Source organism: Streptomyces gilvosporeus (genome assembly GCF_002082195.1).
Classification (GTDB): domain Bacteria; phylum Actinomycetota; class Actinomycetes; order Streptomycetales; family Streptomycetaceae; genus Streptomyces; species Streptomyces gilvosporeus.
The window spans coordinates 2,692,854-2,717,184 of the sequence record NZ_CP020569.1 but is presented as its reverse complement, the minus strand read 5'-3'; the positions used below and the strand labels follow the sequence as shown (position 1 = coordinate 2,717,184).

Genomic DNA, 24,331 nt, shown 5'->3' with positions numbered 1-24,331 from the left:
CGGCTCGCCCGTGTCAGTGCGCCGGTGTCGGCTCCAGGCGGACCACCACGGATTTGGCCGCGGGGGTGTTGCTGGTGTCGGCGGTGTGGTCGAGGGGGATGAGGACGTTGGTCTCGGGGTAGTAGGCGGCCGCGCAGCCGCGGGCGGTGGGGTAGTGCACCACCCGGAAGCCGGGCGCCCGCCGTTCGCTGCCGTCCGTCCATTCGCTGACCAGGTCGGCGTAGGCCCCGTCGGCCAGGCCCAGGGCGCGGGCGTCGTCGGGGTGCACCAGCACGACCCGGCGGCCGTTCTTGATGCCCCGGTAGCGGTCGTCGAGGCCGTAGATGGTGGTGTTGTACTGGTCGTGCGAGCGCAGCGTCTGGAGCAGCAGCCGTCCTTCGGGGGCGGTGGGGTACTCCACCGGGGCGGCGGTGAAGTTGGCCTTCCCGGTGGCGGTGGGGAAGCGGCGGGCGTCCCGGGGGGCGTGCGGCAGTGTGAAGCCTCCGGGGCGGGCGACCTTGGCGTTGAAGTCCTCGAAGCCGGGCACGACGCGGGCGATGCGGTCGCGGATGGCGGCGTAGTCCTTCTCGAACTCCTCCCAGGGCGTCGCGCTGGCCGCGCCCAGCACCCGGCGCGCCAGCCGGGCGATGATCGCGGTCTCGGACAGCAGGCGGGGGCTTGCGGGCTCCAGGCGGCCGCGGGAGGCGTGCACCATGCCCATGGAGTCCTCGACGGTCACGAACTGGTCGGTGCCGCCCTGCCGGTCCCGCTCGGTGCGTCCCAGGGTGGGCAGGATCAGGGCGCGGGCGCCGGTGATCACATGCGAGCGGTTGAGTTTGGTGGAGACGTGGACGGTCAGCCGGGCGCGGCGCATGGCGGCCTCGGTGACGTCGGTGTCGGGGGTGGCGGAGACGAAGTTGCCGCCCATCGCGAAGAACACCTTGGCCTGCCCGTCGCGCAGCGCCCGGATGGCGTGTACGACGTCGAGGCCGTGTTCCCGGGGCGGGGCGAAGCCGAACTCCTTCTCCAGGGCGTCCAGGAAGGCGGGGGCGGGGCGCTCGAAGATGCCCATGGTGCGGTCGCCCTGGACATTGCTGTGGCCGCGTACGGGGCACACGCCGGCGCCGGGGCGGCCGATGTTGCCGCGCAGGAGGAGGAAGTTGACGACCTCCTTGATGGTGGGCACGGAGTGCTTGTGCTGGGTCAGGCCCATCGCCCAGCACACGATGGTGCGCTTCGAGTCGAGGATCATGGCCAGTGCGCGGTCGATCTCCGCGCGGGTCAGTCCGGTGGCGCGCAGCGTCTCGTCCCAGTCGGCGCCGGCGCGGGCGGTGCGCGCGAACTCCTCGTATCCGTGGGTGTGCTCGCGGACGAAGCCCTCGTCGACGGCGCCGTCGGTGTCGAGGACGAGGCGGTTGAGCGCGCGGAAGAGGGCCTGGTCGCCGCCGAGGCGTACCTGGAGGAAGAGGTCGGTCAGGGCGGTGCCGCCGCCGGCCAGGCCGCGCGGGGTCTGCGGGTTCTTGAAGCGTTCCAGGCCGGCCTCGGGCAGCGGATTGATGGAGATGATCTTCGTGCCGCCGGCCTTGGCCTTCTCCAGGGCGGTGAGCATCCGGGGGTGGTTGGTGCCCGGGTTCTGCCCGGCGACGATGATCAGGTCGGCCTTGTAGAGGTCCTCCAGCAGGACGCTGCCCTTGCCGATGCCGATGGTCTCCGTCAGGGCCGAGCCGGAGGACTCGTGGCACATGTTGGAGCAGTCGGGCAGGTTGTTGGTGCCGAATTCGCGGGCGAAGAGCTGGTAGAGGAAGGCGGCCTCGTTGCTGGTGCGGCCGGAGGTGTAGAAGACGGCTTCGTCGGGGGTGTCGAGGGCGGTCAGCTCCTCGCCGATGATGTCGAAGGCCCGCTCCCAGGAGACGGGGACGTAGTGGTCGGCACCCTCGTCGAGGTACATGGGGTCGGTCAGCCGGCCCTGCTGGCCGAGCCAGTAGCCGCTGCGGTCGGCGAGGTCGGCGACGGAGTGGGCGGCGAAGAAGTCCGGGGTGACCCGGCGCAGGGTGGCCTCCTCGGCGACGGCCTTGGCGCCGTTCTCGCAGAATTCGGCGGCGTGCCGTTCGTCGCCCTCGGGCCAGGCGCAGCCGGGGCAGTCGAAGCCGTTCTTCTGGTTGACCCGCAGCAGGGTCAGGGCGGTGCGCTTGACGCCCATCTGCTGCTGGGAGATGCGCAGGGCGTGGGTGATCGCCGGCAGGCCGACGGCCGAGTGCTGGGGCGCGCCGACCTCGGGTGCGTCCTGGACGGGGTCCGTGGTGGGCGGCTTGCCTGCCATGAAGCTCTCCCTTGAGCCGTGTCCTGTGCCGGGTCCGCCGGGGCGGGTCTGATCGTTGCCGTGCGTTATCCGATGCGTCTTGGATCCTGTCACGGACGGCGGGTGGTGGAGTAGGCCGGGACGTCCGCATGGCCGGGGTGGCGTCCGCGGCGGGGATTGTCAGTGGGGCGTGGCAGGATCGGGGGCGTGGCAGCAAAGGCAGCGAAGAAGAGCGAAACGACCGGCACCAAGGCGGCGGGCGGCCGTCCCCACCTGCTCCTGATGGACGGGCATTCCATGGCATACCGGGCGTTCTTCGCCCTGCCCGTGGAGAATTTCACCACCGCCACCGGGCAACCGACCAATGCGATCTACGGCTTCGCGTCGATGCTCGCGAACACCCTGCGCGACGAGGCGCCCACGCATTTCGCGGTGGCCTTCGACGTCTCGCGCAAGACGTGGCGCTCGGCGGAGTTCCCCGACTACAAGGCCAACCGCTCCAAGACGCCCGACGAGTTCAAGGGCCAGGTCGAGCTGATCGGCGAGCTGCTCGACGCCCTGCACGTCAAACGGTTCGCCGTCGAGGGCTTCGAGGCCGACGACGTGATCGCCACGCTGACCCATCAGGCCGTCGCGCAGGGCTTCGAGGTCTCCATCGTCACCGGTGACCGCGACTCCTTCCAGCTGGTCTCCGACGACGTCACGGTGCTCTACCCCACCAAGGGCGTCTCCGAGCTGACCCGCTTCACCCCGGAGAAGGTCTTCGAGAAGTACGGCCTGACCCCCGCCCAGTACCCGGACTTCGCGGCGCTGCGCGGCGACCCGTCCGACAACCTCCCGGGCATCCCCGGTGTCGGTGAGAAGACCGCCACGAAGTGGATCAACCAGTTCGGTTCGTTCGCGGAGCTGGTGGAGCGCGCCGAGGAGGTCAAGGGCAAGGCGGGCGCCAACCTCCGCGAGCATCTGGAGGCCGTCAAGCTCAACCGCCGACTGACGGAGATGGTCCGCGACGTCGAGCTGCCCTGCGGCCCCGAGGAGCTGACCCGCGAGGCGTACGACCGCGAGGCGCTCAAGGTGTTCCTCAACGCCCTGGAGATCCGCAACCAGGGCCTGCGCGACCGGCTGCACGCCGTCGACCCGGGCGAGGCGGAGAGCGCCGAGGAGGCCGCCCCGGCCGCCGGGGTCGAGGTGGACGGCACGGTCCTGGGCACCGGCGAGCTCGCCCCGTGGCTGGCCGAGCACGGCACCGGTCCGCTGGGTGTGGCCACCGTGGACGTGTGGACCCTGGGCAGCGGCAGCGTCGCCGAGGTGGCGCTGGCCACCCCCGAGGGCCCGGCCGCCTGGTTCGACCCGGCGCAGCTGGACGAGGCCGACGAGCGGGCGTTCGCCGCCTGGAGCGCGGATCCGGCCCGCCCGAAGGTGCTACACAACGCCAAGGGCCTGATGCGGGTCTTCGGCGAGCACGGCTGGCTGATCGAGGGCGTCACCATGGACACCGCGCTGGCCGCCTATCTGGTCAAGCCCGGCCGCCGCTCCTTCGCGCTGGACGCCCTCTCCCTCGAATACCTGGGCCGCGATCTGGCCCCGGCGGCCGCCGCCGGGGACGGCCAGCTGGCCTTCGGAGTCGACGAGCCCGATGAAGCAGCCGAGGCCGACGCCCTGATGGGCCAGGCCCGCACCGTCCTGGACCTGGGCACCGCCTTCACCGCCAGGCTGGCGGAGGTCGGCGCCGCCGAGCTGCTGCGGGATGTGGAGCTGCCCACCAGCACCCTGCTGGCTCGGATGGAGCGCGCCGGTATCGCCGCCGACCGGGGCTGGCTGGAGCGGATGGAGCAGCAGTTCGCGGGCGCCGTCCAGCAGGCCGTCAAGGAGGCGCACGCCGCCGCGGGCCACGAGTTCAACCTCGGCTCGCCCAAGCAGCTCCAGGAAGTCCTCTTCGGCGAGCTGGGCCTGCCCAAGACCAAGAAGACCAAGACCGGCTACACCACCGACGCCGACGCTTTGGCCTGGCTGGCCGCGCAGACCGACAACGACCTCCCGGTGATCATGCTGCGCCACCGCGAGCAGGCCAAACTGCGCACCACGGTCGAGGGCCTGATCAAGACCATCGCCGCGGACGGCCGCATCCACACCACCTTCAACCAGACCGTCGCCGCCACCGGCCGGCTGTCCTCCACCGACCCCAACCTCCAGAACATCCCGGTGCGCACGGACGAGGGGCGGGCCATCCGCCGCGGCTTCGTCGTCGGCGAGGGCTTCGAATCGCTGCTGACCGCCGATTACAGCCAGATCGAGCTGCGGGTGATGGCCCACCTCTCCGAGGACGAGGGCCTGATCGAGGCGTTCACCTCCGGTGAGGACCTGCACACCACCGTCGCCTCCCAGGTCTTCTCGGTCGCCAAGGACCAGGTCGACGCGGAGATGCGCCGCAAGATCAAGGCGATGTCCTACGGCCTGGCGTACGGCCTGTCGGCGTTCGGCCTCTCCCAGCAGCTGGGCATCCAGCCCGACGAGGCACGCGGGCTGATGGACACCTACTTCGAGCGCTTCGGCGGCGTGCGCGACTACCTGCGCAATGTGGTCGACGAGGCCCGCGCCACCGGCTATACGGAAACGATCCTGGGCCGCCGCCGCTATCTGCCCGACCTCAACAGCGACAACCGCCAGCGCCGCGAAATGGCCGAGCGGATGGCGCTGAACGCCCCGATCCAGGGCACCGCCGCCGACATCGTCAAGATCGCCATGCTCAAGGTCGATGCGGCGCTGCGCGAGGCCGGGCTCGACTCCCGGCTGCTGCTCCAGGTCCACGACGAAATCGTGGTCGAGGTGGCGCCCGGCGAGCGGACGAAGGTCGAGGAGCTGGTCCGCCGCGAGATGGCCGATGCGGTCGAGCTGCGCGCCCCGCTGGACGTCTCGGTCGGCTCCGGCGCGGACTGGGAGTCGGCGGCGCACTGAGCCCGGGCGGGGCGGCGCCGGTCAGATGGGCCCGCGTCGCCCCGCCGCCCCGGGCGTCCGGCGCAGCAGCAGCCGTACGGCCACGCCGAGGCCCAGCAGTCCGACCACGAGCCCGGCGCCCGCGCCGAAGAGGGCCGACGGGACGTAGTCGAACCAGCCGACCGCGCCGCCGTAGACGGCATGGGCGCGCAGGGTGCGGTGGGCGGCGCCGACCAGGACGCACAGCACCAGCCATGCGCTCAGCGCCGACCGCTGCCGCCCCGTCAGCGCGGGCACGGCGGCCGGCGGACCGTCGGATCCGGCGCGCCCGTGGCGCAGGGCCGTCCACAGAAACCACCCCAGGGCCGCCAGCGCGAGCGCCGAGGTCCCCGACTGGAGGTACGCGGCGACCGGCCGCCCGCCCGCCGGCTCGTTCAGCACCGGGACCAGCCGGGTGCCCCAGCGGCCCGGATGGGTGAAGGCGTCCCACACCACGTGTGTCGCCCCGCCGAGCACCGCGCAGAGGAAGAACCAGCCCGCGAGCGCGGCCCGTTGGCGCGGCCCCCGCGGCCGCCACGGACGGCCGCGGGCGACGGCGTACACCCGGCCCTGCCACGCCCGGGGGAGCAGCGCCAGCAGCGGTTCCCGCACCAGCAGCCAGCCGGCCACCAGAACGGCGGTCAGCGCCACATCCACCGTCAGCACCCCCGGCAGACCATGCGTCACCTCCCCGAACTCCATGGCCCCGGGCACCACCGAGTCGGCGTAATACGGCAGATCCGGTGCGAACGACCCGGCCACGAGTGCCGAGGCGATCAGCGGTCCACGCCCCTCGCCGGTCCTGCGGATCGCCGGCAGCACCGCGGCCGCATGACTGAGCGTGAACGGCATGACCCCCTCCTTGATCGATGGGCCGATCGATTCGGATCATTATGTCGGCCGATGGGAGTGGTAGCTGATCGGCCCGAGTTGTCGTAGTCTCGGCCGAGTTGGAGCGCCGGGGGCGTGCGCCCTGGGGTGCACGCGGCAGTTCACCACGGAGGGGACGGCACGTATGGCAGCCACATTCGGGCGGCGGCTCCGCAGGGGGGCGGCGTCAACGGCCGTGGCGGCGCTGGTACTGGCCGCGCTGACCACCGCTCAGGCGCCGGCCGCCACCAAGAGCGCGGCCGCGAGCGCACCGGATCCCGCCCCGCCGGCCGGCATCCCCATCGACGGCGACTCCGGCTATTTCACCGATCTGCCGCCCCATGAGCGCCCCGTCCCGCACGTCCGTTCGCACCACCACCACGGCCACGGCAGGTTCCGCATCGCCATGGGCCCCGCCGAGGCAGGCATTCCCACCACCGTCCTCGCCGCGTACAAGAACGCCGCGGCCCGTATGGAGGCCGACGCCCCGGGCTGCCGGCTGCCGTGGCAACTGCTCGCCGGCATCGGCAAGGTCGAATCCGGCCAGGCGCGCGGCGGCGCGGTCGATGCCGCCGGCACCACCCTCACCCGGATCCTCGGTCCCCGCCTCAACGGCCACGGCTTCGCCCGTATCGGCGACACCGACGGCGGCCTCCTGGACGGCGACACCACCCTCGACCGCGCCGTGGGCCCGATGCAGTTCATCCCGTCCACCTGGTCCAACGGCGGACCCGGCGGCGCCGGTTGGGGCGCCGACGGCAACGGCGACGGCAAGAAGGACCCCCACAACATCTTCGACGCGGCGCTCGCCGCCGGCCGCTATCTGTGTGCCGGGGGCCGCGATCTGTCCGTGGCGCACGACCTCCACCGGGCGGTCCTCGGCTACAACGATTCCTCGGCGTATCTGCGCACGGTGCTGTCCTGGTACGCGTTCTACCGCACGGGGGCGTACGAGGTGCCGGACGGCAAGGGCGTGCTCCCTGTGCACCGCGGCGGCCCCGACGGGCGCAGCCACCGCAAACACCACGGCGGAGACGGCCACCCCGCCACGGGCCACGCCGCCCACCCCCTGCCCCGGCCCAAGACGCCCAAGGCACCGGACCGCCCCGGCGGCTCCCACCGGCAGCCCTCGCCCCCGGCCCCCAAGCCCGCCGAGCCCGCCCGGCTCACCGCGCTCGACCCGGTCGGCGACCAGGCCCTGACGGCCACCACGGACAGCGCCTTCGCCGCCGCGCCGACCGTCCGCGCCAACGACTCCGACGGCCAACCGCTCGCCGGCATCCCCGTGCGCTTCAGCCTCACCGGCACCACCGACATCGACTTCCCCGGCCACACCACCACCGTGACCGTCACCACCGGCAAGGACGGCCTGGCCACCGCGCCCACGCCGCGCGCGGGCACCAAGGCCGGGACGTTCACCCTCCGGGCGACGGCCGAAGGCCGCACCGTGCCCGCCGTCGACTTCGCCCTGACCGTCAAGGCCGCCCCCGCGCCCCGGGCCGACGCCCTCGTCCGCACCTCCGACGCGAAGGTGACGACGACCGCGGGCCGGGCGTTCGCGGACGGCGCGGTCGAGGTGCGGGCGACCTACCGGGGCAAGGCCGCGGCGGGCGTGCCCGTCACCGCCACCATGGTCACCGACGACCCCGACCATCCCGGCCACCCCGTGGAGAACGACCGGGGCCCCTACTTCACGGACCCCGGCGCCACCGGCGCCGACAAGGACCGCCCGGTGCGCACCCTGACCAAGCTCACCACCGACGCCCACGGCCTGCTCAAGCTCCCGAAAATCGCCACGGACACCCGCACCGGAACGTTCCTCCTGCGGCTGACCACCGCCGACGGCACCGTCCTCACCGTCGAGCTCCAGGTCACCGCCCCGGCCGGCTCCTGACCGCGCCGCCCGGACCGGCGCCGCCGCCCAGCCCTCCGTCCGGGGCCGGGCGGCGGCGCCGCCTCTTGCGGGCGCACGTGTTCTCATCTCGCCCGCTCGTTGCTACGGTGCCCCGACCTGACGCTGTATCAGCTCACGGGAGGCCGATCATGCGCGTCTTGACAGCCGCCGCGCTCGGACTCGCCGCCGCGTTCGCCCTCGTCCTGACCATGACGGCGATCGGCGCGCCCACCGGCACCACCTCGCCCAAACCGCTGCTGACCACCGTCCCCGAGCACCCGTGAGGGAGGGAGGCCACCGCCATGCGCCGTACGGCCAGCCTGGTTCTGCTCGCCTTCGCCGTCTTCTTCACCGCCCTGTCGCCCCTGATGCGGTTCTACGCCTTCCCCCGGCTCGCCAAGATCCCGGCCGGCCAGTACCAGGACATGGTCCTGGAGGCCCGGCCCGCCACCCTCGTCGACTACGGCACCATGAAGGCCAAGAAGGTCCCCGAGGTCACCATCGTGCAGACCCTCAAGGGCGATGTCGCCGCCTCGGACCGCATCGAGAGGACCGCGGGCCGCGACGTCGTCGTCTGGGACGCGCTCTCCTACGTGGCCGGACCCGACGGCAAGATGGTCTCCGAGATCCCCGAGCGCTATATCTTCGACGCCCACTCCCAGGAGCCGGTGCACGCCACCGGGGAAATGGTCGACGGCGACCCCGTGCACCGCGCGGGCATCGAGTTCAAGTGGCCCTTCCTCACCGAGAAGCGCGACTACGTCTACTTCGACGCCCAGACCCGCACCTCCGCCCCCATCCACTACAAGGGCACCCGCACCTTCCACGGCCTCCCGGTCTACTACTTCGAGCAGACCATCCCCTGGACCAGGGTCCCGCTCCCCAAGAAGATGCCGGTCAAGGGCATCACCCCGCAGGCCGTCGAGAAGATGGGCACCACCCGCTGGTACAGCACCAAGCGGATGTTCTGGGTCGAACCGGTCACCGGGGCGCCCGTCAACGGCGAGGAGATCCACAAGGAGGAGCTGCGCGGCGGAGACCTGCTGCCCGGCGGCGGCAAGGTCACCGCCTTCGCCGGTCATGTGAAGATGCGCGACGACTACGTCGCCTCCACCGTCGCCCTGGTCAAGAGCCAGCGCACCCTCGTCCTGCTGCTCACCAACTACCTGCCCTGGGGCTTCCTGGCCCTCGGCGCCGCCCTGCTCGCGCTCAGCCTGCACCTGGAGGCCCGCAGCCGCCGCCCCGCCGGTTCCGGCCCGGCCCCGCAGCCGTCCGTCAGCCCCGCCTGAGCCGCGCCGACGTGTGCCGCGTCGGCTCCGCCGTCGAAGGGTCCTCCGGCCAGGGGTGCTTGGGATAGCGGCCGCGCAGCTCCGCCCGTACGGCGCGGTAGCCCTCCCGCCAGAAGGACGCGAGATCGGCGGTGACGGCCGCCGGGCGCCCCGCCGGCGACAGCAGATGGACCAGTACGGGCACCCGCCCGCCGGCCACCCGCGGCGAGGACTGCCAGCCGAACAGCTCCTGCAACTTGACCGCCAGCACCGGCTGTTCGCCGCCGTAGTCGATCCGTATCCGCGAACCGCTCGGCACCTCGATACGCTCCGGCGCCAGCTCCTCGAACCGCGCCGCCTCGCCCGACGCCCACGGCAGCAGCCTGGCCAGCGCCTGCCCCGTGTCGACACGTTCCAGATCGGCCCGCCGCCGCGCCCGGTCCAGCTCCACCCCCAGCCATTCCTCGACCCGCTCCAGCAGCGCCGCATCCGACACCTCCGGCCACGGCGCGCCCACCTCCCGGTGCAGGAACGCCATCCGCTGCCGCACCGCCTGCGCGCCCGCCGACCAGCGCAGCAGACCGAGCCCCTCGCGGCGCAGCCCCTCGGCCACCGCCGCGCGCAGCAGCGCGGGATCGGGCGCGCCCAGCGGCCTGGAGGACAGCTCGATCGCCCCCAGCCGGGTCACGCTGCGGGCCACCACGTCCCCGTCCGACCAGTGCACCTCCTCGCCCGAGGAGGACAGCGCCCCCGCCGCGGCACGCGCCGTCGCCTCGTCGATCACCGCCGCCAGCCGCACCCGGGCGGACGCCGCGGCCACCGGGCGGTCGGCCACCGCAACCGCGAGCCAGGACGCCTCCCGCAGCGGCGAGCCCTCACCGCCGAGCTCGGCCCCCGTCCCGGACGCCATCAGAAAACCGCCGCCGCCCCGGGCGCGCGCCACCCGCTCCGGGAACGCCAGCGCGGCGATCAGCCCCGCATCGGCATCCGCACCGGCCCCGGCCCCGGCCTTTGTGTCGCCGTCCGCCTCCCCGGCCACCGCCTCCAGCCGCCGCGCCTCCTGCCGCCACCGGGCCGCATACGCATCACCGCCCCGCCGCGCCGTACGCCACGCCGCCGCCAGATCGTCCCCGTAGGCCCGCGGCGGCTCCTCGCTCAGCAGCGCCACCACCTCCGCGGCCCGCCGCACCCCGATCTCCCGCGCCCCGTCCAGCAGCGCCCGGCCCAGCCGCGGATGCAGCCCCAGCCGGGCCATGCGTATACCGCGCCCGGTCGCCCGGCCGTCCGCATCCACCGCGCCGACCGCCGCGAGCACCTCCCGCGCCGCCGCCAGCGCACCGGCCGGCGGCGCATCCAGCAGCGCCAGCCCGGCCGCCTGCGGATCGCCCCAGCACGCCGCCTGCAACGCGAACGCCGTCAGATCGGCGACCTTGATCTCCGGATCCGGGAACCGCGGCAGCCGCCCGTCCTCCGCCTCCGGCCAGCAGCGATAGGCCACCCCCGGCGCCTCGCGCCCGGCCCGCCCGGCCCGCTGCCGCGCCGCCGCCTGCGAGGCCCGTACGGTCGCCAGCGCGCTCAGCCCCCGCGCATGATCCATGCGCGGCACCCGCGCCAGGCCGCTGTCCACCACGACCCGCACCCCGGGCACGGTCAGACTCGACTCGGCCACCGAGGTCGCCAGCACGACCCGCCGCGCACTTCCCCCACTCCCCGCCAGCACCGCGTCCTGCACCTCGGCCGGCGCCCGGCCGTGCACCTGGAGCACCTCGGCCTCCACCCCGGCCAGCTGCCCGGCAACGCGCCCGATCTCCCCGACCCCCGGCAGAAAACACAGCACATCGCCGCTCTGCTCACGCAGCGCCCGCCGCACCACCGAGGCCACATGCGCCAGCTGCGCCGGATCCACCCGCATACCGTGCGGCGGCCGCACGGGCCGCTCCGGCGGCGCCCACACCGTCTCCACCGGGTGCGAGACGCCCGCCGCCTCGACCACCGGGGCGCGGGGGCTGCCCAGAAGCCGCGCCCACCCCTCCGCGTCCGTCGTCGCCGACGCCGCCACCAGCCGCAGCTCCGGACGCAGCGTCTCCCGCACGTCCAGCAGGAAGGCCGCGCAGGTATCGGCGTCCAGATGGCGCTCATGGCACTCGTCGAGCACCACCACATCCACCCCGGCCAGCTCCGGATCCCGCTGCACCCGCTGGAGCAGCACCCCGGTGGTCACCACCTCCACGGCCGTCCGCGGACCCACCCGGCGCTCCCCGCGCACCGTGAAACCGACCGTTTCGCCGACCCGTTCGCCCAGCAGCCAGGCCATCCGCCGCGCCGCCGCCCGCGCCGCGATCCGCCGCGGCTCGGCGACCAGCACCCGCCGGGCCGGCCCCGCACCCGTCAGCCCCGCCAGATCCAGCGGTACCAGCGTCGTCTTGCCCGTCCCCGGCGGCGCACACAGCACGGCCGTACCGGCCCCGTCGAGCGCCTCCCGCAGCGCGGGCAGCGCCGTCCGCACCGGCAGCCGCGCCAGCGCATCGCGCCGGATCACGGGGCCTCGCACACGAAGATCGCCGTCCCCGGAATCAGATTCCCCCGCAGCGGCGACCACCCGCCCCACTCCTGAGCGTTCCATTCCGGCCATTCCGGCTCGACCAGATCCACCAGCCGGAACCCGCCGGCGACCACGTCCCGCACCCGGTCGCCCACCGTCCGGTGGTGCTCGACATACACCGCCTGGCCGCTCTCGTCCTGCTCCACATACGGAGTGCGGTCGAAATACGACGCCGCCACCGACAGCCCCTCCGGCCCCGGCTCGTCGGGGAACGCCCACCGCACGGGATGCGTCACCGAGAACACGAACCGGCCACCGGGCCGCAGCACCCTGCGCACCTCCCGCAACACGCGCACCGGTTCGGCGACGAACGGAATCGCGCCGTAGGCGGAACACGCGAGGTCGAACGCGCCGTCGCGGAACGGCAGCGCCCCGGCGTCCGCCTCCACCAGACCCGGTTCGCCCGCCGCCCCCGCGCCGATCCGCAGCGCATGCTGCAACTGCCGGTGGGAGAGATCGAGCGCCACCGGGCGGGCACCCTGCGCCGCCAGCCAGCGCGAGCACTGCGCCGCCCCCGCGCCGATCTCCAGGATCCGCTTGCCCTTCAGCTCCGCCGCCGGGCCCAGCAGCCCGGCCTCCGCCTCGTCCAGCCCCTCGGGCCCCCACACGAAGCGGTCGTCCCCCAGAAACGCACCGTGCTCGCTCTGGTACTCATCGGCGTGACGGTCCCACCAGCTACGGCTCGCCCGGCTGCTCTCGGCGTCCGAGGCATCACGCCGGGTCGCCTCCGGCTCGTACTCTTGGTTCATCGCGCCCGTCGTCGTAGTCTTCGCACTGCTTGTGGCAAGGGACTGTGAGGCCGTTCGACCTCGCGGAACACCGTGTGTGCCGGTTATGGGCGTTCCGCCCCCGGTGTGCGCGTTCGCGCATTGACCGTGTCCGGCTGCGCCCGTATGCTACAAGTTGCGCTGCGGGCCTGCGCGCCTCAGACGGAGCAGGCCGCGCTCGCATCTGTATGTACCTCTCGGTTTTGAGGCGTCTCGGGTGGATCCGAATGCTGTGGCGTTCGGGCTTCCGCAGGGTTCGCTTCTGACACTGTCCGGCTTATGCAGAAGCGATACGGGCTCTCGGCGTAGCAGTACCTACGACTTCAATGTCCGTACCGGAGCCCTTTCCCACATGACGAGCAGCACCGAGACCACCGCCACCACCCCGCAGGTTGCGGTCAACGACATCGGTAACGAGGAAGCCTTCCTCGCCGCGATCGACGAGACGATCAAGTACTTCAACGACGGCGACATCGTCGACGGCGTCATCGTGAAGGTCGACCGGGACGAGGTCCTGCTCGACATCGGTTACAAGACCGAAGGCGTCATCCCGAGCCGCGAGCTCTCGATCAAGCACGACGTCGACCCCAACGAGGTCGTCGCCGTCGGTGACGAGATCGAGGCCCTCGTCCTCCAGAAGGAGGACAAGGAAGGCCGCCTGATCCTCTCGAAGAAGCGCGCCCAGTACGAGCGGGCCTGGGGCACGATCGAGAAGATCAAGGAAGAGGACGGCATCGTCACCGGTACCGTCATCGAGGTCGTCAAGGGTGGTCTCATCCTCGACATCGGCCTCCGTGGCTTCCTGCCGGCCTCCCTGGTCGAGATGCGCCGCGTGCGCGACCTGCAGCCCTACGTGGGCAAGGAGCTCGAGGCCAAGATCATCGAGCTGGACAAGAACCGCAACAACGTGGTCCTGTCCCGCCGCGCCTGGCTGGAGCAGACCCAGAGCGAGGTCCGCCAGACCTTCCTCACCACCCTCCAGAAGGGTCAGGTGCGCTCCGGCGTCGTCTCCTCCATCGTCAACTTCGGTGCCTTCGTGGACCTGGGCGGCGTCGACGGTCTCGTCCACGTCTCCGAGCTGTCCTGGAAGCACATCGACCACCCCTCCGAGGTCGTCGAGGTCGGCCAGGAGGTCACGGTCGAGGTCCTGGACGTCGACATGGACCGCGAGCGCGTGTCCCTGTCGCTCAAGGCGACCCAGGAAGACCCGTGGCAGCAGTTCGCCCGGACCCACCAGATCGGTCAGGTCGTCCCGGGTAAGGTCACCAAGCTCGTTCCCTTCGGTGCGTTCGTGCGCGTCGACGAGGGCATCGAGGGCCTGGTCCACATCTCCGAGCTGGCCGAGCGCCACGTGGAGATCCCGGAGCAGGTCGTCCAGGTCAACGACGAGATCTTCGTCAAGGTCATCGACATCGACCTCGAGCGCCGCCGCATCAGCCTCTCGCTGAAGCAGGCCAACGAGTCCTTCGGTGCCGACCCGTCGGCGGTCGAGTTCGACCCGACCCTGTACGGCATGGCCGCGTCCTACGACGACCAGGGCAACTACATCTACCCCGAGGGCTTCGACCCCGAGACCAACGACTGGCTCGAGGGCTACGAGAGCCAGCGCGAGGCGTGGGAGAACCAGTACGCCGAGGCGCAGCAGCGCTTCGAGCAGCACCAGGCCCAGGTCATCAAGTCCCGCGAGGCCGACGAGCAGGCGGCGGCCGAGGGCGCTGCGGCTCCGGCGGCGCAGGGCGGCGGCCAGGCCGGCGGCGGCAACGTCTCCGGTGGCTCGTACTCCTCGGAGTCGGCGGACAACTCCGGCGCCCTGGCGTCGGACGAGGCCCTGGCCGCGCTCCGCGAGAAGCTGGCCGGCGGCCAGAGCTGAACAGCTCGACCGCAAGGCGCTAGCCGACAGGCGAGATAGCCGATAGGCGAAGGCCCGTTCCCCTTCGGGGGAGCGGGCCTTCGTCGTGTGTGGGGGGCGTTCGGGGGCGATGGGGCAGTGGTCCGGGCAGTCAACGGCGCGGCGCTGTGGGGCAGTTGGGGCCTGCGGGGGCGGGATGTGCCGCGGGGCGGCGGTGGGCGGCCGACGCGGTCCGGGGCGGCCGTTTTGCGTCGTGCGCGGGTACGGGGGCGGCGGTCCGGGAATGCGAGACCGCGCCCGGACGTTCTTGCCCACGGACATGAGGAGGAGCGGTCACTGTGTTGGATCCCCAGGGGTTGTACGAATGGGAGCCGAGCGGGCTCGCGGCGGTCGAGGCGATCACGGCCACGGACTCCGCCGGAATGGTGTTGCTGTACCACTTCGACGGCTACATCGACGCCGGTGAGACCGGCGACCAGATCGTGGAACGGCTGCTGGACGGCTTCTCCCACCGCGTGGTGGCCCGGTTCGACCACGACCGGCTGGTCGACTACCGCGCCCGTCGGCCGCTGCTCACCTTCGAGCGCGACCACTGGACGGCCTTCGAGACCCCCGCCATCACGCTGCGGCTCGTCGAGGACGCGACAGGAGCGCCCTTCCTGCTGCTGTCCGGCCCCGAGCCCGACGTGGAGTGGGAGCGCTTCGCGGCGGCCGTCCGCCAGATCGTCGAGCGGCTCGGCGTACGGCTGTCGGTCAACTTCCACGGCATCCCCATGGGGGTGCCGCACACCCGCCCCGTGGGCGTCACCCCGCACGGCAACCGCATCGACCTGATGCCCGGCCACAGCAGCCTCTTCGACGAGGCGCAGGTCCCGGGCAGCGCGGAATCGCTGATCGAGTTCCGGCTGGCCGAGGCCGGGCACGACGTACTGGGCGTGGCGGCACACGTACCGCACTACATCGCCCGCTCCGCCTACCCGGACGCCGCGCTCACGGCCCTGGAAGCCGTCACGGCGGCGACGGGCCTGGTGCTGCCGGCCGCCGCGCACGTGCTGCGTACGGAGGCGCTGCGCACCCAGGAGGAGATCGAGCGGCAGCTCTCGCAGGGCGATGAGGAGCTGACGACGCTGGTCAGCGGGCTGGAGCACCAGTACGACGCGGTGGCCGGGGCGGAGACCAGGGGCAATCTGGTCGCCGAGCCGATGGAACTGCCGTCCGCCGACGAGATCGGCAGGGAATTCGAGCGCTTCCTGGCGGAGCGGGAGGCCGAGGGCGGCGGGGGCGGCCTCTGAGGGGTGCCGTGCCCATGGCGGGGCGTGGGCGCGGGGGTTGCCCGGACGGCTGCGGTACGACCGTATAGCGTGGGCGCATGGTGAAGGTGGGGCTGACCGGCGGTATCGGGGCGGGCAAGAGCGAGGTGTCGCGCCTGCTGGCGTCGTACGGCGCGGTGATCGTGGACGCGGACAAGATCGCACGCGAGGTCGTCGAGCCGGGCACGCCCGGACTCGCGGCGGTGGTCGAGGAATTCGGGGACGGCGTCCTCGCCCCGGACGGCACCCTCGACCGGCCCAAACTGGGCGGCATCGTCTTCGCCGACCCCGACAAGCTCAAGGCGCTGAACGCGATCGTGCACCCGCTGGTCGGCGTGCGTTCGGCCGAACTCGAGGCGTCGGCCGGGCCGGACGCGGTCGTCGTCCACGATGTGCCGCTGCTGACGGAAAACGGCCTGGCGCCGCTCTACGACCTGGTCGTCGTCGTCGATGCCGACCCCGGGACGCAGCTCGACCGGCTGGTACGGCTGCGCGGCATGGCGGCTGACGAGGCCAAGTCCCGGATGGCGGCCCAGGCGACCCGGGAACAGCGCCTGGCCGTCGCGGATCTCGTCATCGACAACGACGGGCCGCTGGAGGCGCTGGAACCGCAGGTCCGCGAGGTATGGGAGCGGCTGCGGGCCGCCTGAGGCAGGACGGTACCCTCGCCGCCATGAGTGCTACCGATCGCGCCCCGCAGACCTCCGCCGCCGAGCCCGGCGGGGCCGCTTTGCCCGCTGCCCCGTCCGTCGGCTCCGAGCCCGCGCCGGCGTCCTTCGCCGTGAACATCCCCGGCATGGCGGACGCCGATCTGGAGCCGGAGCCGCTGGACCCGGAACAGATCGTCTCCGGTGAGCCGGTGGTCACGGGCAAGGTGCTGTGGGAGTCCCCGGACGGTAAGCAGATCCGCGGCATCTGGCAGATCACGCCCGGCGTGGTGACCGACACCGAGGCCGACGAACTCTTCGTCGTCGTGAGCGGACGCGCCACCATCGAGGTCGAGGGCGGCTCGGTGCTCGAGGTGGGACCGGGCGACGCCTGCATCCTGCGCGAGGGCGACCGCACACGGTGGACCGTGCACGAGACGCTGCGCAAGGCGTACCACATCAGCCTTTAGCGGGCCGGGCTGCCCGCCTGCGAGCGCTGGGCGTACGGGCGAGCGCTGGGCGTGCGGGCGCGCGCATGCGCCTCCTCGGCGGGGAATGTGGCGACTGAGGCGGTTGTTCTGGGGCACGTGCATGCCGTACGGGTGGCCGTTCCGAGCCACCCGTACGGCTACGGAGAGGAGACGGCCGTGCCCGAGCGCAGCCCCGAGACGCATGTCATCGACTTCCGCGCCGCGGACCAACTGCTGGCCGCCCGCGACCCCCGCGGCGCGATCCGGCTGCTGGATCCGGTCATCACCGCCCACCCGGAGAACACCGCGGCCCGCCTGCTGCGTGCCCGCGCGTTCTTCCTGGCGGCCCAACTGCGTTCCGCGGAGCTGGAGTTCCAGATCGTCCTGGAACGCGAGCCCGCCAACGCCTTCGCCCATTTCGCCCTGGCCCGCACGCTCGAACGCGCCGGCCGCCCCGACGAGGCCCTCCGTCACTTCCGCCTCGCGGCCGCCCTGGAACCCCGCCCGGACTTCCTCGAAGCGGCCCGCTTCGCGCCTGCCGACGGCGCCGAGGGCGGAGGCGGGTAGGCGCGCGCCCGCGCTCCCCCCGGGCATGAGGACCTATGGCTTGGTGTGGCGCTGACGGCCGTCGGCGTTCCGGCGGCCGAAGACGTCGTTGCGGCCGTCGTCGGGCTCGTAGGGGGGTATGTCCTTGCCCGGCTGGTAGTGCGGTCCCTGGCGAATGTGCCGTATGACGATGACCAGATCCGTGGCAGCCACCAGCGCCAGGGCCGCGCAGGCCGCTGCCCACCCCGGCCGGCCTGCCATGGCGAAGGCAACGGCTCCGGCGATGGCCCACAGCAGTCCCCACAGCGCCAGCCCACAGCGGATCTTCAGCGGGCTGCGTGCCTGAAGCGGCTCGTTTCCCGTACGCATCTGCGTCCCTCTCTGGTTCCAGGATCCTCCTCTTTGGTGGGCCGGTCACCGATTCGGGTCAGGAATCGGTGCGCCTGCCGGGTCGTGGGCGCATGACCGGTTCTCGGATCGTGTCGGCCCGGTACTCGCTGTAGTGGCAGTGGCAGTGGCAGTGGCAGTGGCAGTGGCTGCGGCCGACCCGGGGGAGGGGTCGCCCGCCGGGTGGCTGTTGATCCAGGACAAGCCGCCGATGTCGAGCTGCGCGCGGGCGCGGGTCACCGCCACATACGCCAGGCGTGCCTCATCGATGTCGATCGGGCCGGGCAGCGGGGTGCCGTCCTCGTCGCACTCGTCGAGATCGTCGGGGCCGGTGAAATCGTCCGCGATGCGCACGCTCGCCCATTCCCGTCCCTTGGCGCGGTGCGCCGTGGACACCGTCACCTCGGCGGAGCTCTCCGGGGAGAGCCGGTCCAGGGCGCGCAGCAGGGCGGTCGTGCCGTGCTCGTCGACCAGCTCCACCAGGGGGAGCAGATCCCGTCCGGCCGGGTCGTACTCCGCGTATTCGCGCAATTCCGACCAGGACTCGAAGAGCATCAGCTCGGGGTGCGTGGCCCGTCGTCCCTCCCTGAGGTCGTGTGCGGCGCGCGCCAGTGCGCTCAGTGCCTCGCCGCCGCCCGCGAGGGCGACCCTGCGGTGCGTCTCCAGTTGGCGTATCACTTCCACCATCGCCCCGACATTCGACCGGCACAGGATCGCCGCCGGGGCGGGAACCGCTCTCAGCTCCGTCTCCACCTGCGGTGATCCGGTGAGCCGGAGGGGTGCGCCGACGATCGACAGCCAGCGGTTGGCCTCCGCCGCGAGCGTCGGCCCGAAGCGGAAGGAACGGGAGAGGGCGAGCCGTTCGCCGTCGAAGCCGGTCATGACGTCGCGTGCCCCGCGCCAGCCGTAGATGGCCTGCGCGGAGTCGCCGACCAGTACCAGCTGGGCGTGGTCGCGCTGGGCCGAGAAGACCTGCTCGACCACGGGGTTGGTGTCCTGCGCCTCGTCCAGCAGCAGGTAGTCCGCGCGGATCACGGGCTCTTGCAGGGCCCACATCTTGAGGTAGTGGTCGTGTTCGAAGCGGACCACACCGCGGTCCCGGTGCTGAAGATCTGCCCAAGCCTTGCGTGCGTACGGCAGGACGAGGCCGGCGAGCTGATCGTGCAGGGCCTCCGCTTCGGCGCCGCGTAAGGAGGGCACGTGGTGGCGGGCGAGGTCGGTGTCGGCGGAGTGGCAGAAGCGGCTGACCGTGCGCAGGACCGTATAGGAGAGGGCCTTGTTGGTGACGTTGCGTGCGCCGATGCGTACGGTCATGCCCTCGTCGATGCCCAGGGCCGCGCCCGTTCGCCAGCCCGCTTGCCGCGGCGCGTTCAACCGCGCCTGGTAGTCCCGGCCGACCGCGGTGTACGCGAGGGAGTGGGCGGTCCCGCACGCGACGTCGGCGGGGAATCTTCTCGCGGCGTCGCGGGCGATGGCCCTGTTGAACGCGATATAGCGCCCAGCCGGCCCTGGCGCCGCGCCGTGTGCGCGAGCATCGCGAGGGTCGTCGTCTTGCCCGTGCCGGCGCCGGCCTGCATCACGAGATGCGCTCCGGTGCGGAAGGTGTCGGTCGCCGCGGTCTGCTCGGGAGTGGGAGTGGGAGTGGGAGTGGGAGTGGGAGCGGGAGCGGAAGTAGGGGTGTACATGAGGGCCTCCTCGCCGAGTTCGGGCCATCACCGAAAGTGACGATGTGACGGACTGTAGCGAGTTGTGGCGCCGCGCGGGGAAGTGTCCTTCTGCCTGTGGATAACTCGGGTTCGGGTCGGTCCGGCGACGCTGCCGTCTCGTCGGAAGAGGGCGGAGCGGGCGGCGGGCCGCATTGTCAGTGCCGTGTGCTTCCATCGGTTTTGCGCCGCGGCAGGCGCGGAGCGATCAAGTGGTGGAGACGAAGGGACGCACGGTGAGGCGGTGGGAGACGGCGGGCGACAGCGTCGGCGGCGCCGGGGCTGCGCTCGGCAGCTGTGCCGTGGCCTTCCTCCCCGCCCGGCCGCCGCGTGACGGGAGGATGGCCCTCTGGCGGCCCGACGGCGGTCCGCTGCCCACAGGGGACGGCGGGCCGGCCGGTGAGCCGACGGAGCTGACCGTTGCCCGGCGGCACGGCAACGGGGCCCGCGGCCGCACGGTCCCCGCCGTGCTGCTTCCGCTGGCCGAGGCCGTGCCGCTGCTGGCCGGGGCCCGGCACGATCCGGGTGCGCATCCGACCGCCGCCTGCTGGGGCGCGGCCACGCTGCACGCCCTGCATCTCGCTGCGCGCGGCAGGCTGCTGCCCGGTCTGACGGCCGACGACATCGACGCCTGGCGGGCCGGCCCGCTGGATCCCGCCGACATCGTGCATCTACGGGCCATCGCCGCGGCCATGCCCGGTGAGGCGTACGCCGTCCCGGTCCCCGACAGCCGTCCGCTGCGGCTGCCCGATCCGATGGGGCTGCTGCGGCTCTTCGTGGACGCGGTGGCCGACACCCTGCCCCGTACGCCCGCCGCCGCGCTCGTGGCCGGCGCCCCGTTCGCGGCCGGTGCGCCGCAGTCGCTGCCCGGTGCCCGCGAGTGGGCCGCCGAGGCGGCGGCCGGTATCGACGCCGGTGTACGGCTCTCGCTGCGCCTCGATCTCCCCGCACACAAGCTCTTCGACGCCGGGCCGGACGACGTCCGGGAAGGCGGGCCGGACGACGGCCACGGGGAGGGGCGCGGCGCCGGGGAGCGCAGCGCGGCGGCCGTTGTGCTCCAGGTGCACAGCCTGACCGACCCGACCCTGGTCACCGACGCCCGCCGCCTGTGGGAAGGCGAAGGCCCCGACCACTTCGGGCCGCGGTCCCGCGTCGACACCCTGCTGGCGCTCCGGCGGGCGGCCCGCGTCTGGGAGCCACTGGCCCGCCTTCTGGAGCGGCCGGTGCCCGACGTACTGCCGCTCAGCGAGGACGAGTTGAACGACCTCCTGGGCCCGTTCACGCCGAAACTCGCCGCCGCCGGGGTGGCCGTGCACTGGCCCAGGGAACTGGCACGCGGACTGACCGCCACGGCGGTGCTGCGCCCCGCACCGGGTTCGGCGGCGGACGGCTTCGGGTTCTTCGACACCGGGCAACTGCTCCAGTTCCGCTGGCAGCTGGCCATGGACGGCGAACCGCTGACCGAGGCCGAGATGGACGCCCTCGCCGAGGCCCACCGCCCCGTCGTCCGGCTGCGTGACCAGTGGGTTCTGGTCGACCCCGCCCTCGTCCGCAAGGCCCGCAAACGCGAACTGGGCCACCTGGAGCCGGCCGACGCGCTCGCCGCGACGCTGGGCGGCACCGCCGAGGTCGACGGTGAAGAGGTGGAGGTGGTGCCCCTGGGGCCGCTCGCTGCGCTGCGCGCCCGCCTCACCGCGCCCGCCCGCCCCCTGCCCCAGCCACCGGGGCTGCACGCCACCCTGCGCGACTACCAACTGCGCGGTATGGCCTGGCTCGACGGCATGATGTCCCTCGGCCTCGGCGGCTGCCTCGCCGACGACATGGGCCTGGGCAAGACCGTCACCGTCATCGCGCTGCACCGGCACCGGCGTCCCGCCGCCCCGGTGCTCGTCGTCTGCCCGGCCTCCCTCCTGGGCAACTGGCAGCGCGAGATCGAGCGTTTCGCGCCCGGCACGCCCGTACGCCGCTTCCACGGCACCGGCCGTTCCCTCGACGACCTGGACGGCGGCTTCGTCCTGACCACCTACGGGACGATGCGCAGCAGCGCCGCCCGACTGGCCGCCCATGAGTGGGCCTGGGTGGTCGCCGACGAGGCGCAGCATGTGAAGAATCCGCGGTCCTCGACGGCCAAGGCGCTGCGCCGTATCAAGGCCCCGGCCCGGATCGCGCTGACCGGCACCCCGGTGGAGAACAACCTCTCCGAGCTGTGGGCCCTCCTGGACTGGACGACCCCGGGCCTCCTGGGGCCCCTCAAGACCTTCCGCGCGCTGCACGCCCGCGAGGCCGAGGGCGGGGAAGATCCGCAGGCGGCGCAGCGGCTGGCCAGGCTGGTGCGGCCGTTCATCCTGCGCCGCAAGAAATCCGACCCGGGGATCGCGCCGGAGCTGCCGCCCAAGACGGAGACGTACCATCCGGTGGCCCTCGGGCGCGAACAGGCCGCGCTGTACCAGGCCGTTGTCCACGAGGCGCTCGACCGGATCGGCGCCGCCGAGGGCATCGCACGGCGCGGCCTGGTGATGAAGCTGCTCACGGCCCTCAAACAGATCTGCAACCACCCCGCGCAGTACCTCAAGGAGACCGCACCGGGCCTGGCGGCGCGCTCCGGGAAGCTGGAACTCCTCGACGAACTCCTGGACACCATCCTGGCCGAGGACGGCGCCACCCTGGTCTTCACCCAGTACGTGGCAATGGCCCGCCTCCTCGAAGCGCACCTCGCCCACCGCGGCATCCCTGCCCAACTGCTGCACGGTGGAACGCCCGTCGCCGAGCGGGAGCGGATGGTCGAGCGGTTCCAGTCCGGCCACGCCCCGGTCTTCCTGCTGTCTCTCAAGGCGGCGGGTACGGGCCTGAACCTCACTCGCGCCGGCCATGTGATCCACTACGACCGCTGGTGGAATCCGGCGGTGGAGGAGCAGGCCACCGACCGCGCCTACCGCATCGGCCAGACCCAGCCGGTCCAGGTGCACCGGCTGATCGCCGAGGGCACCGTCGAGGACAACATCGCCGAACTCCTCGCCGCCAAACGGCAGCTCGCCGACGCGGTGCTCTCCGGCGGCGAGACCGCGCTCACCGAGCTGTCCGACGCCGAACTGGCCGATCTGGTCTCCCTGAGGAGGTCCGCATGAGCCCGAGGTGGTCGGATGCGGCCGGGGAGGTCCGTAGGGAAGCCTCCGGTTTCCGGGGGCGGCCCGCGGCACGGGGGCGCGCCGCCGTGGCAGACCGGCAGGCGCGCGCCGACCGTTCGCGCACGTTCCCGCCGCTGCCCGCCCGCGCCGAGGGCCCGTTCGCCGCATCATGGTGGGGGAATGCCTGGGTGGACGCGCTGGAGAGCACCGCGCTCGACGGCGCCCGGCTGGACCGCGGCCGGGCGTACGCGCGGGAGGGGCACGTCGACACCATCAACGTCACTCCGGGCCGCATCGTCGCCACCGTACGGGGCAGCAGACCCCGCCCCTACAGCGCGGAAATCCGCCTGCGGACCCTCTCCGGCCAGGAGTGGGACGAGGTGCTCGGCGCCATCGCCGCGGAGCCCGCCCAACTGGCCGCGCTGCTGGCCAAAAAGCTGCCCAGGGCCCTGGCCGAAGGGGCCGTGCGGCTCCTCCCCGGGCCGGGCGATCTCGTGCCCCGCTGCTCGTGCCCCGACCACGGGCGGCCCTGCAAACACGCCGCCGCGCTGTGCTTCCAGGTCGCCCGCCTCCTGGACGCGGACCCGTTCGTGCTGCTGCTGATGCGCGGCCGCGGCGAACGGGAGCTGCTCGATGAGCTCTCCCGCCGTCATGCCACGCGTACGGCGCAGGCGGCGCGTACGACGGCGGAGTCGGCGACGCTTGCGGCGCGTACGGCGAGGCATACGGCCGACGAGAGCCGCGCCTCCCGGATGCCGGGCCCGGTCCCCGATTCCCCAGCCCCGGATTCCCGGGCTCCCGGATCGCTGACCCGCGAGACCCCGGTCTCCGGCACGCCGTTCCCCGACGCCCCGTCCCCCGCAGCCTCCGCCCCCGGCGAGCCCACCGGGGTCCTCGCCCGGGACGCCCTCGCCGACCGCCACCGGCCGCCGCTCCCGCCGCCCCTGCCGCTCCCCGAGCACCCCGGGCGGCCGCCCGCCCTCCCGGACGCCGACGGCCTGCCCTTCGATCCGGCCGCCCTGGAATTCCTGGCCGCCGACGCCGCGGCCCGCGCCCATGGCTTCCTGTCGTTCCCGGCCGCCGCACCCGCTGCGACCGCCGCAGGAAGTGCCTCCACCGGAAGTGCCACCACCGGAAGTGCCACCGCACCCACCGCCCCCGGGGGCGAACGGCCGCCCCTGCGCAGCCCGTTCCCGCAGCTGCCTGCATGGCAGGACGCCGTCCGCCTGGCGGCCACCGCCCATCCCACCGCCGGCCTCACCTCGGCCACGCGCGCCCTCTACCGCGACCTCGCCGCCGCCACCGGCCGCACCCCCGCCGAGGTCGCCCGTTCCGTGGCCGCCTGGCGGCAGGGCGGCCCCGAGGGCCTCGCCCTCCTCGACACCACCTGGAACCCTCCGGCCGGCGACTTCGACCGCGCCCGCAGCGCCCTGATCGCCGCGGATCTCCCGCCCCTGCGCCCGCGCCACAACCACCTCACCGACCCCCTGCGCCGCATCCAGCTGCGCTACGGCCGCGACCACCGCTGGTACCCGTACGAATCCGAACCCGGCGCCGAGGACTGGTGGCCCACCGGGCCCGCGGACCCCGACCCGGTGGGCGCCCTGACCACCCTGCTAGCGCGATGACTAACCTCGGCACC

General features: G+C 73.0%; 16 protein-coding genes and 1 pseudogene. 11 read left to right on the top strand and 6 right to left on the bottom strand.

The features are described 5' to 3' along the window. Positions 1-13: 13 nt before the first annotated feature. Positions 14-2,299, bottom strand: coding sequence for an FdhF/YdeP family oxidoreductase (locus B1H19_RS11910; RefSeq protein ID WP_083104591.1), 2,286 nt, complete (start codon positions 2,297-2,299; stop codon positions 14-16). Between the two features lie 186 nt (positions 2,300-2,485). On the opposite strand from B1H19_RS11910, the gene polA reads away from it, so the two are divergent. Next, the gene (polA, locus tag B1H19_RS11905) at positions 2,486-5,233 is read left to right on the top strand and encodes a DNA polymerase I (protein ID WP_083104590.1); all 2,748 of its coding nucleotides are present in this window, start codon (positions 2,486-2,488) and stop codon (positions 5,231-5,233) included. Positions 5,234-5,254: 21 nt separating this feature from the next. On the opposite strand, the gene B1H19_RS11900 is transcribed toward polA, so the two are convergent. Beyond that, on the bottom strand, positions 5,255-6,103 hold the full coding sequence (locus B1H19_RS11900; RefSeq protein WP_083104589.1) for a DUF4184 family protein: 849 nt from the start codon (positions 6,101-6,103) through the stop codon (positions 5,255-5,257). Positions 6,104-6,266: 163 nt separating this feature from the next. On the opposite strand from B1H19_RS11900, the gene B1H19_RS11895 reads away from it, so the two are divergent. The 3 genes from B1H19_RS11895 (at position 6,267) to pgfA (ending at position 9,304) form a co-directional block, all read left to right on the top strand. Then, positions 6,267-8,015 (top strand): lytic transglycosylase, encoded by a 1,749-nt coding sequence (locus B1H19_RS11895; RefSeq protein WP_107425949.1) that lies wholly within the window; start codon positions 6,267-6,269, stop codon positions 8,013-8,015. A 149-nt stretch (positions 8,016-8,164) separates the two neighbouring features. Continuing rightward, on the top strand, positions 8,165-8,299 hold the full coding sequence (locus B1H19_RS37895; protein WP_107425947.1) for an SPW_0924 family protein: 135 nt from the start codon (positions 8,165-8,167) through the stop codon (positions 8,297-8,299). An 18-nt stretch (positions 8,300-8,317) separates the two neighbouring features. Next, positions 8,318-9,304 (top strand): cell envelope lipid trafficking protein PgfA, encoded by a 987-nt coding sequence (gene pgfA / locus B1H19_RS11890; RefSeq protein ID WP_083104588.1) that lies wholly within the window; start codon positions 8,318-8,320, stop codon positions 9,302-9,304. Here the strand turns inward: pgfA and hrpB are convergent. Further along, positions 9,291-11,822, bottom strand: coding sequence for an ATP-dependent helicase HrpB (gene hrpB, locus B1H19_RS11885; RefSeq protein ID WP_083109561.1), 2,532 nt, complete (start codon positions 11,820-11,822; stop codon positions 9,291-9,293). The two genes, pgfA and hrpB, sit on opposite strands and share 14 nt — an antisense overlap. Next, a complete protein-coding gene (locus tag B1H19_RS11880) occupies positions 11,819-12,634 on the bottom strand; it encodes a class I SAM-dependent methyltransferase (RefSeq protein ID WP_083104587.1) in 816 nt (271 codons plus the stop codon). Before B1H19_RS11880 ends, hrpB begins: the two co-directional genes overlap by 4 nt. 370 nt (positions 12,635-13,004) lie before the next feature. Between B1H19_RS11880 and rpsA the strand changes: the two genes are divergently transcribed. From rpsA to B1H19_RS40445, 5 genes are all read left to right on the top strand, one after another. Continuing rightward, positions 13,005-14,522, top strand: a complete 1,518-nt coding sequence (gene rpsA, locus B1H19_RS11875) for a 30S ribosomal protein S1 (RefSeq protein WP_083104586.1) — start codon at positions 13,005-13,007, stop codon at positions 14,520-14,522. Positions 14,523-14,839: 317 nt separating this feature from the next. Beyond that, a complete protein-coding gene (locus B1H19_RS11870) occupies positions 14,840-15,793 on the top strand; it encodes a PAC2 family protein (protein ID WP_083104585.1) in 954 nt (317 codons plus the stop codon). 77 nt (positions 15,794-15,870) lie between these two features. Further along, entirely contained in the window at positions 15,871-16,461 is a 591-nt protein-coding gene (coaE, locus tag B1H19_RS11865; protein WP_083104584.1) for a dephospho-CoA kinase, read from the top strand. A 146-nt stretch (positions 16,462-16,607) separates the two neighbouring features. Continuing rightward, a complete protein-coding gene (locus B1H19_RS11860) occupies positions 16,608-16,928 on the top strand; it encodes a cupin domain-containing protein (RefSeq protein ID WP_083109560.1) in 321 nt (106 codons plus the stop codon). 177 nt (positions 16,929-17,105) lie between these two features. After that, positions 17,106-17,495, top strand: coding sequence for a tetratricopeptide repeat protein (locus B1H19_RS40445; RefSeq protein WP_083109559.1), 390 nt, complete (start codon positions 17,106-17,108; stop codon positions 17,493-17,495). Between the two features lie 33 nt (positions 17,496-17,528). Here B1H19_RS40445 and B1H19_RS11850 read toward each other — a convergent pair whose 3' ends face one another. Both B1H19_RS11850 and B1H19_RS11845 read right to left on the bottom strand, forming a co-directional pair. Continuing rightward, on the bottom strand, positions 17,529-17,843 hold the full coding sequence (locus B1H19_RS11850; RefSeq protein WP_083104583.1) for a DUF6343 family protein: 315 nt from the start codon (positions 17,841-17,843) through the stop codon (positions 17,529-17,531). A 45-nt stretch (positions 17,844-17,888) separates the two neighbouring features. Next, positions 17,889-19,546, bottom strand: a pseudogene (locus tag B1H19_RS11845) (UvrD-helicase domain-containing protein). 359 nt (positions 19,547-19,905) lie between these two features. On the opposite strand from B1H19_RS11845, the gene B1H19_RS11840 reads away from it, so the two are divergent. Both B1H19_RS11840 and B1H19_RS11835 read left to right on the top strand, forming a co-directional pair. Further along, the gene (locus B1H19_RS11840) at positions 19,906-22,689 is read left to right on the top strand and encodes a DEAD/DEAH box helicase (protein WP_083109558.1); all 2,784 of its coding nucleotides are present in this window, start codon (positions 19,906-19,908) and stop codon (positions 22,687-22,689) included. Further along, entirely contained in the window at positions 22,686-24,317 is a 1,632-nt protein-coding gene (locus tag B1H19_RS11835; RefSeq protein WP_083104582.1) for an SWIM zinc finger family protein, read from the top strand. The genes B1H19_RS11840 and B1H19_RS11835 overlap by 4 nt, the downstream gene beginning before the upstream one ends. The last annotated feature ends 14 nt before the right edge of the window (positions 24,318-24,331 follow it).

What these genes read in the sequence shown, in the direction of transcription:
- B1H19_RS11910 (WP_083104591.1), bottom strand. Translation starts at nt 2,299, where the DNA reads ATGGCAGGCAAGCCGCCCACCACGGACCCCGTCCAGGACGCACCCGAG.
- B1H19_RS11900 (WP_083104589.1), bottom strand. Translation starts at nt 6,103, where the DNA reads ATGCCGTTCACGCTCAGTCATGCGGCCGCGGTGCTGCCGGCGATCCGC.
- B1H19_RS11895 (WP_107425949.1), top strand. Translation starts at nt 6,267, where the DNA reads ATGGCAGCCACATTCGGGCGGCGGCTCCGCAGGGGGGCGGCGTCAACG.
- B1H19_RS37895 (WP_107425947.1), top strand. Translation starts at nt 8,165, where the DNA reads ATGCGCGTCTTGACAGCCGCCGCGCTCGGACTCGCCGCCGCGTTCGCC.
- pgfA (WP_083104588.1), top strand. Translation starts at nt 8,318, where the DNA reads ATGCGCCGTACGGCCAGCCTGGTTCTGCTCGCCTTCGCCGTCTTCTTC.
- B1H19_RS11880 (WP_083104587.1), bottom strand. Translation starts at nt 12,634, where the DNA reads ATGAACCAAGAGTACGAGCCGGAGGCGACCCGGCGTGATGCCTCGGAC.
- rpsA (WP_083104586.1), top strand. Translation starts at nt 13,005, where the DNA reads ATGACGAGCAGCACCGAGACCACCGCCACCACCCCGCAGGTTGCGGTC.
- coaE (WP_083104584.1), top strand. Translation starts at nt 15,871, where the DNA reads ATGGTGAAGGTGGGGCTGACCGGCGGTATCGGGGCGGGCAAGAGCGAG.
- B1H19_RS11860 (WP_083109560.1), top strand. Translation starts at nt 16,608, where the DNA reads ATGGCGGACGCCGATCTGGAGCCGGAGCCGCTGGACCCGGAACAGATC.
- B1H19_RS11850 (WP_083104583.1), bottom strand. Translation starts at nt 17,843, where the DNA reads ATGCGTACGGGAAACGAGCCGCTTCAGGCACGCAGCCCGCTGAAGATC.
- B1H19_RS11840 (WP_083109558.1), top strand. Translation starts at nt 19,906, where the DNA reads ATGGCCCTCTGGCGGCCCGACGGCGGTCCGCTGCCCACAGGGGACGGC.
- B1H19_RS11835 (WP_083104582.1), top strand. Translation starts at nt 22,686, where the DNA reads ATGAGCCCGAGGTGGTCGGATGCGGCCGGGGAGGTCCGTAGGGAAGCC.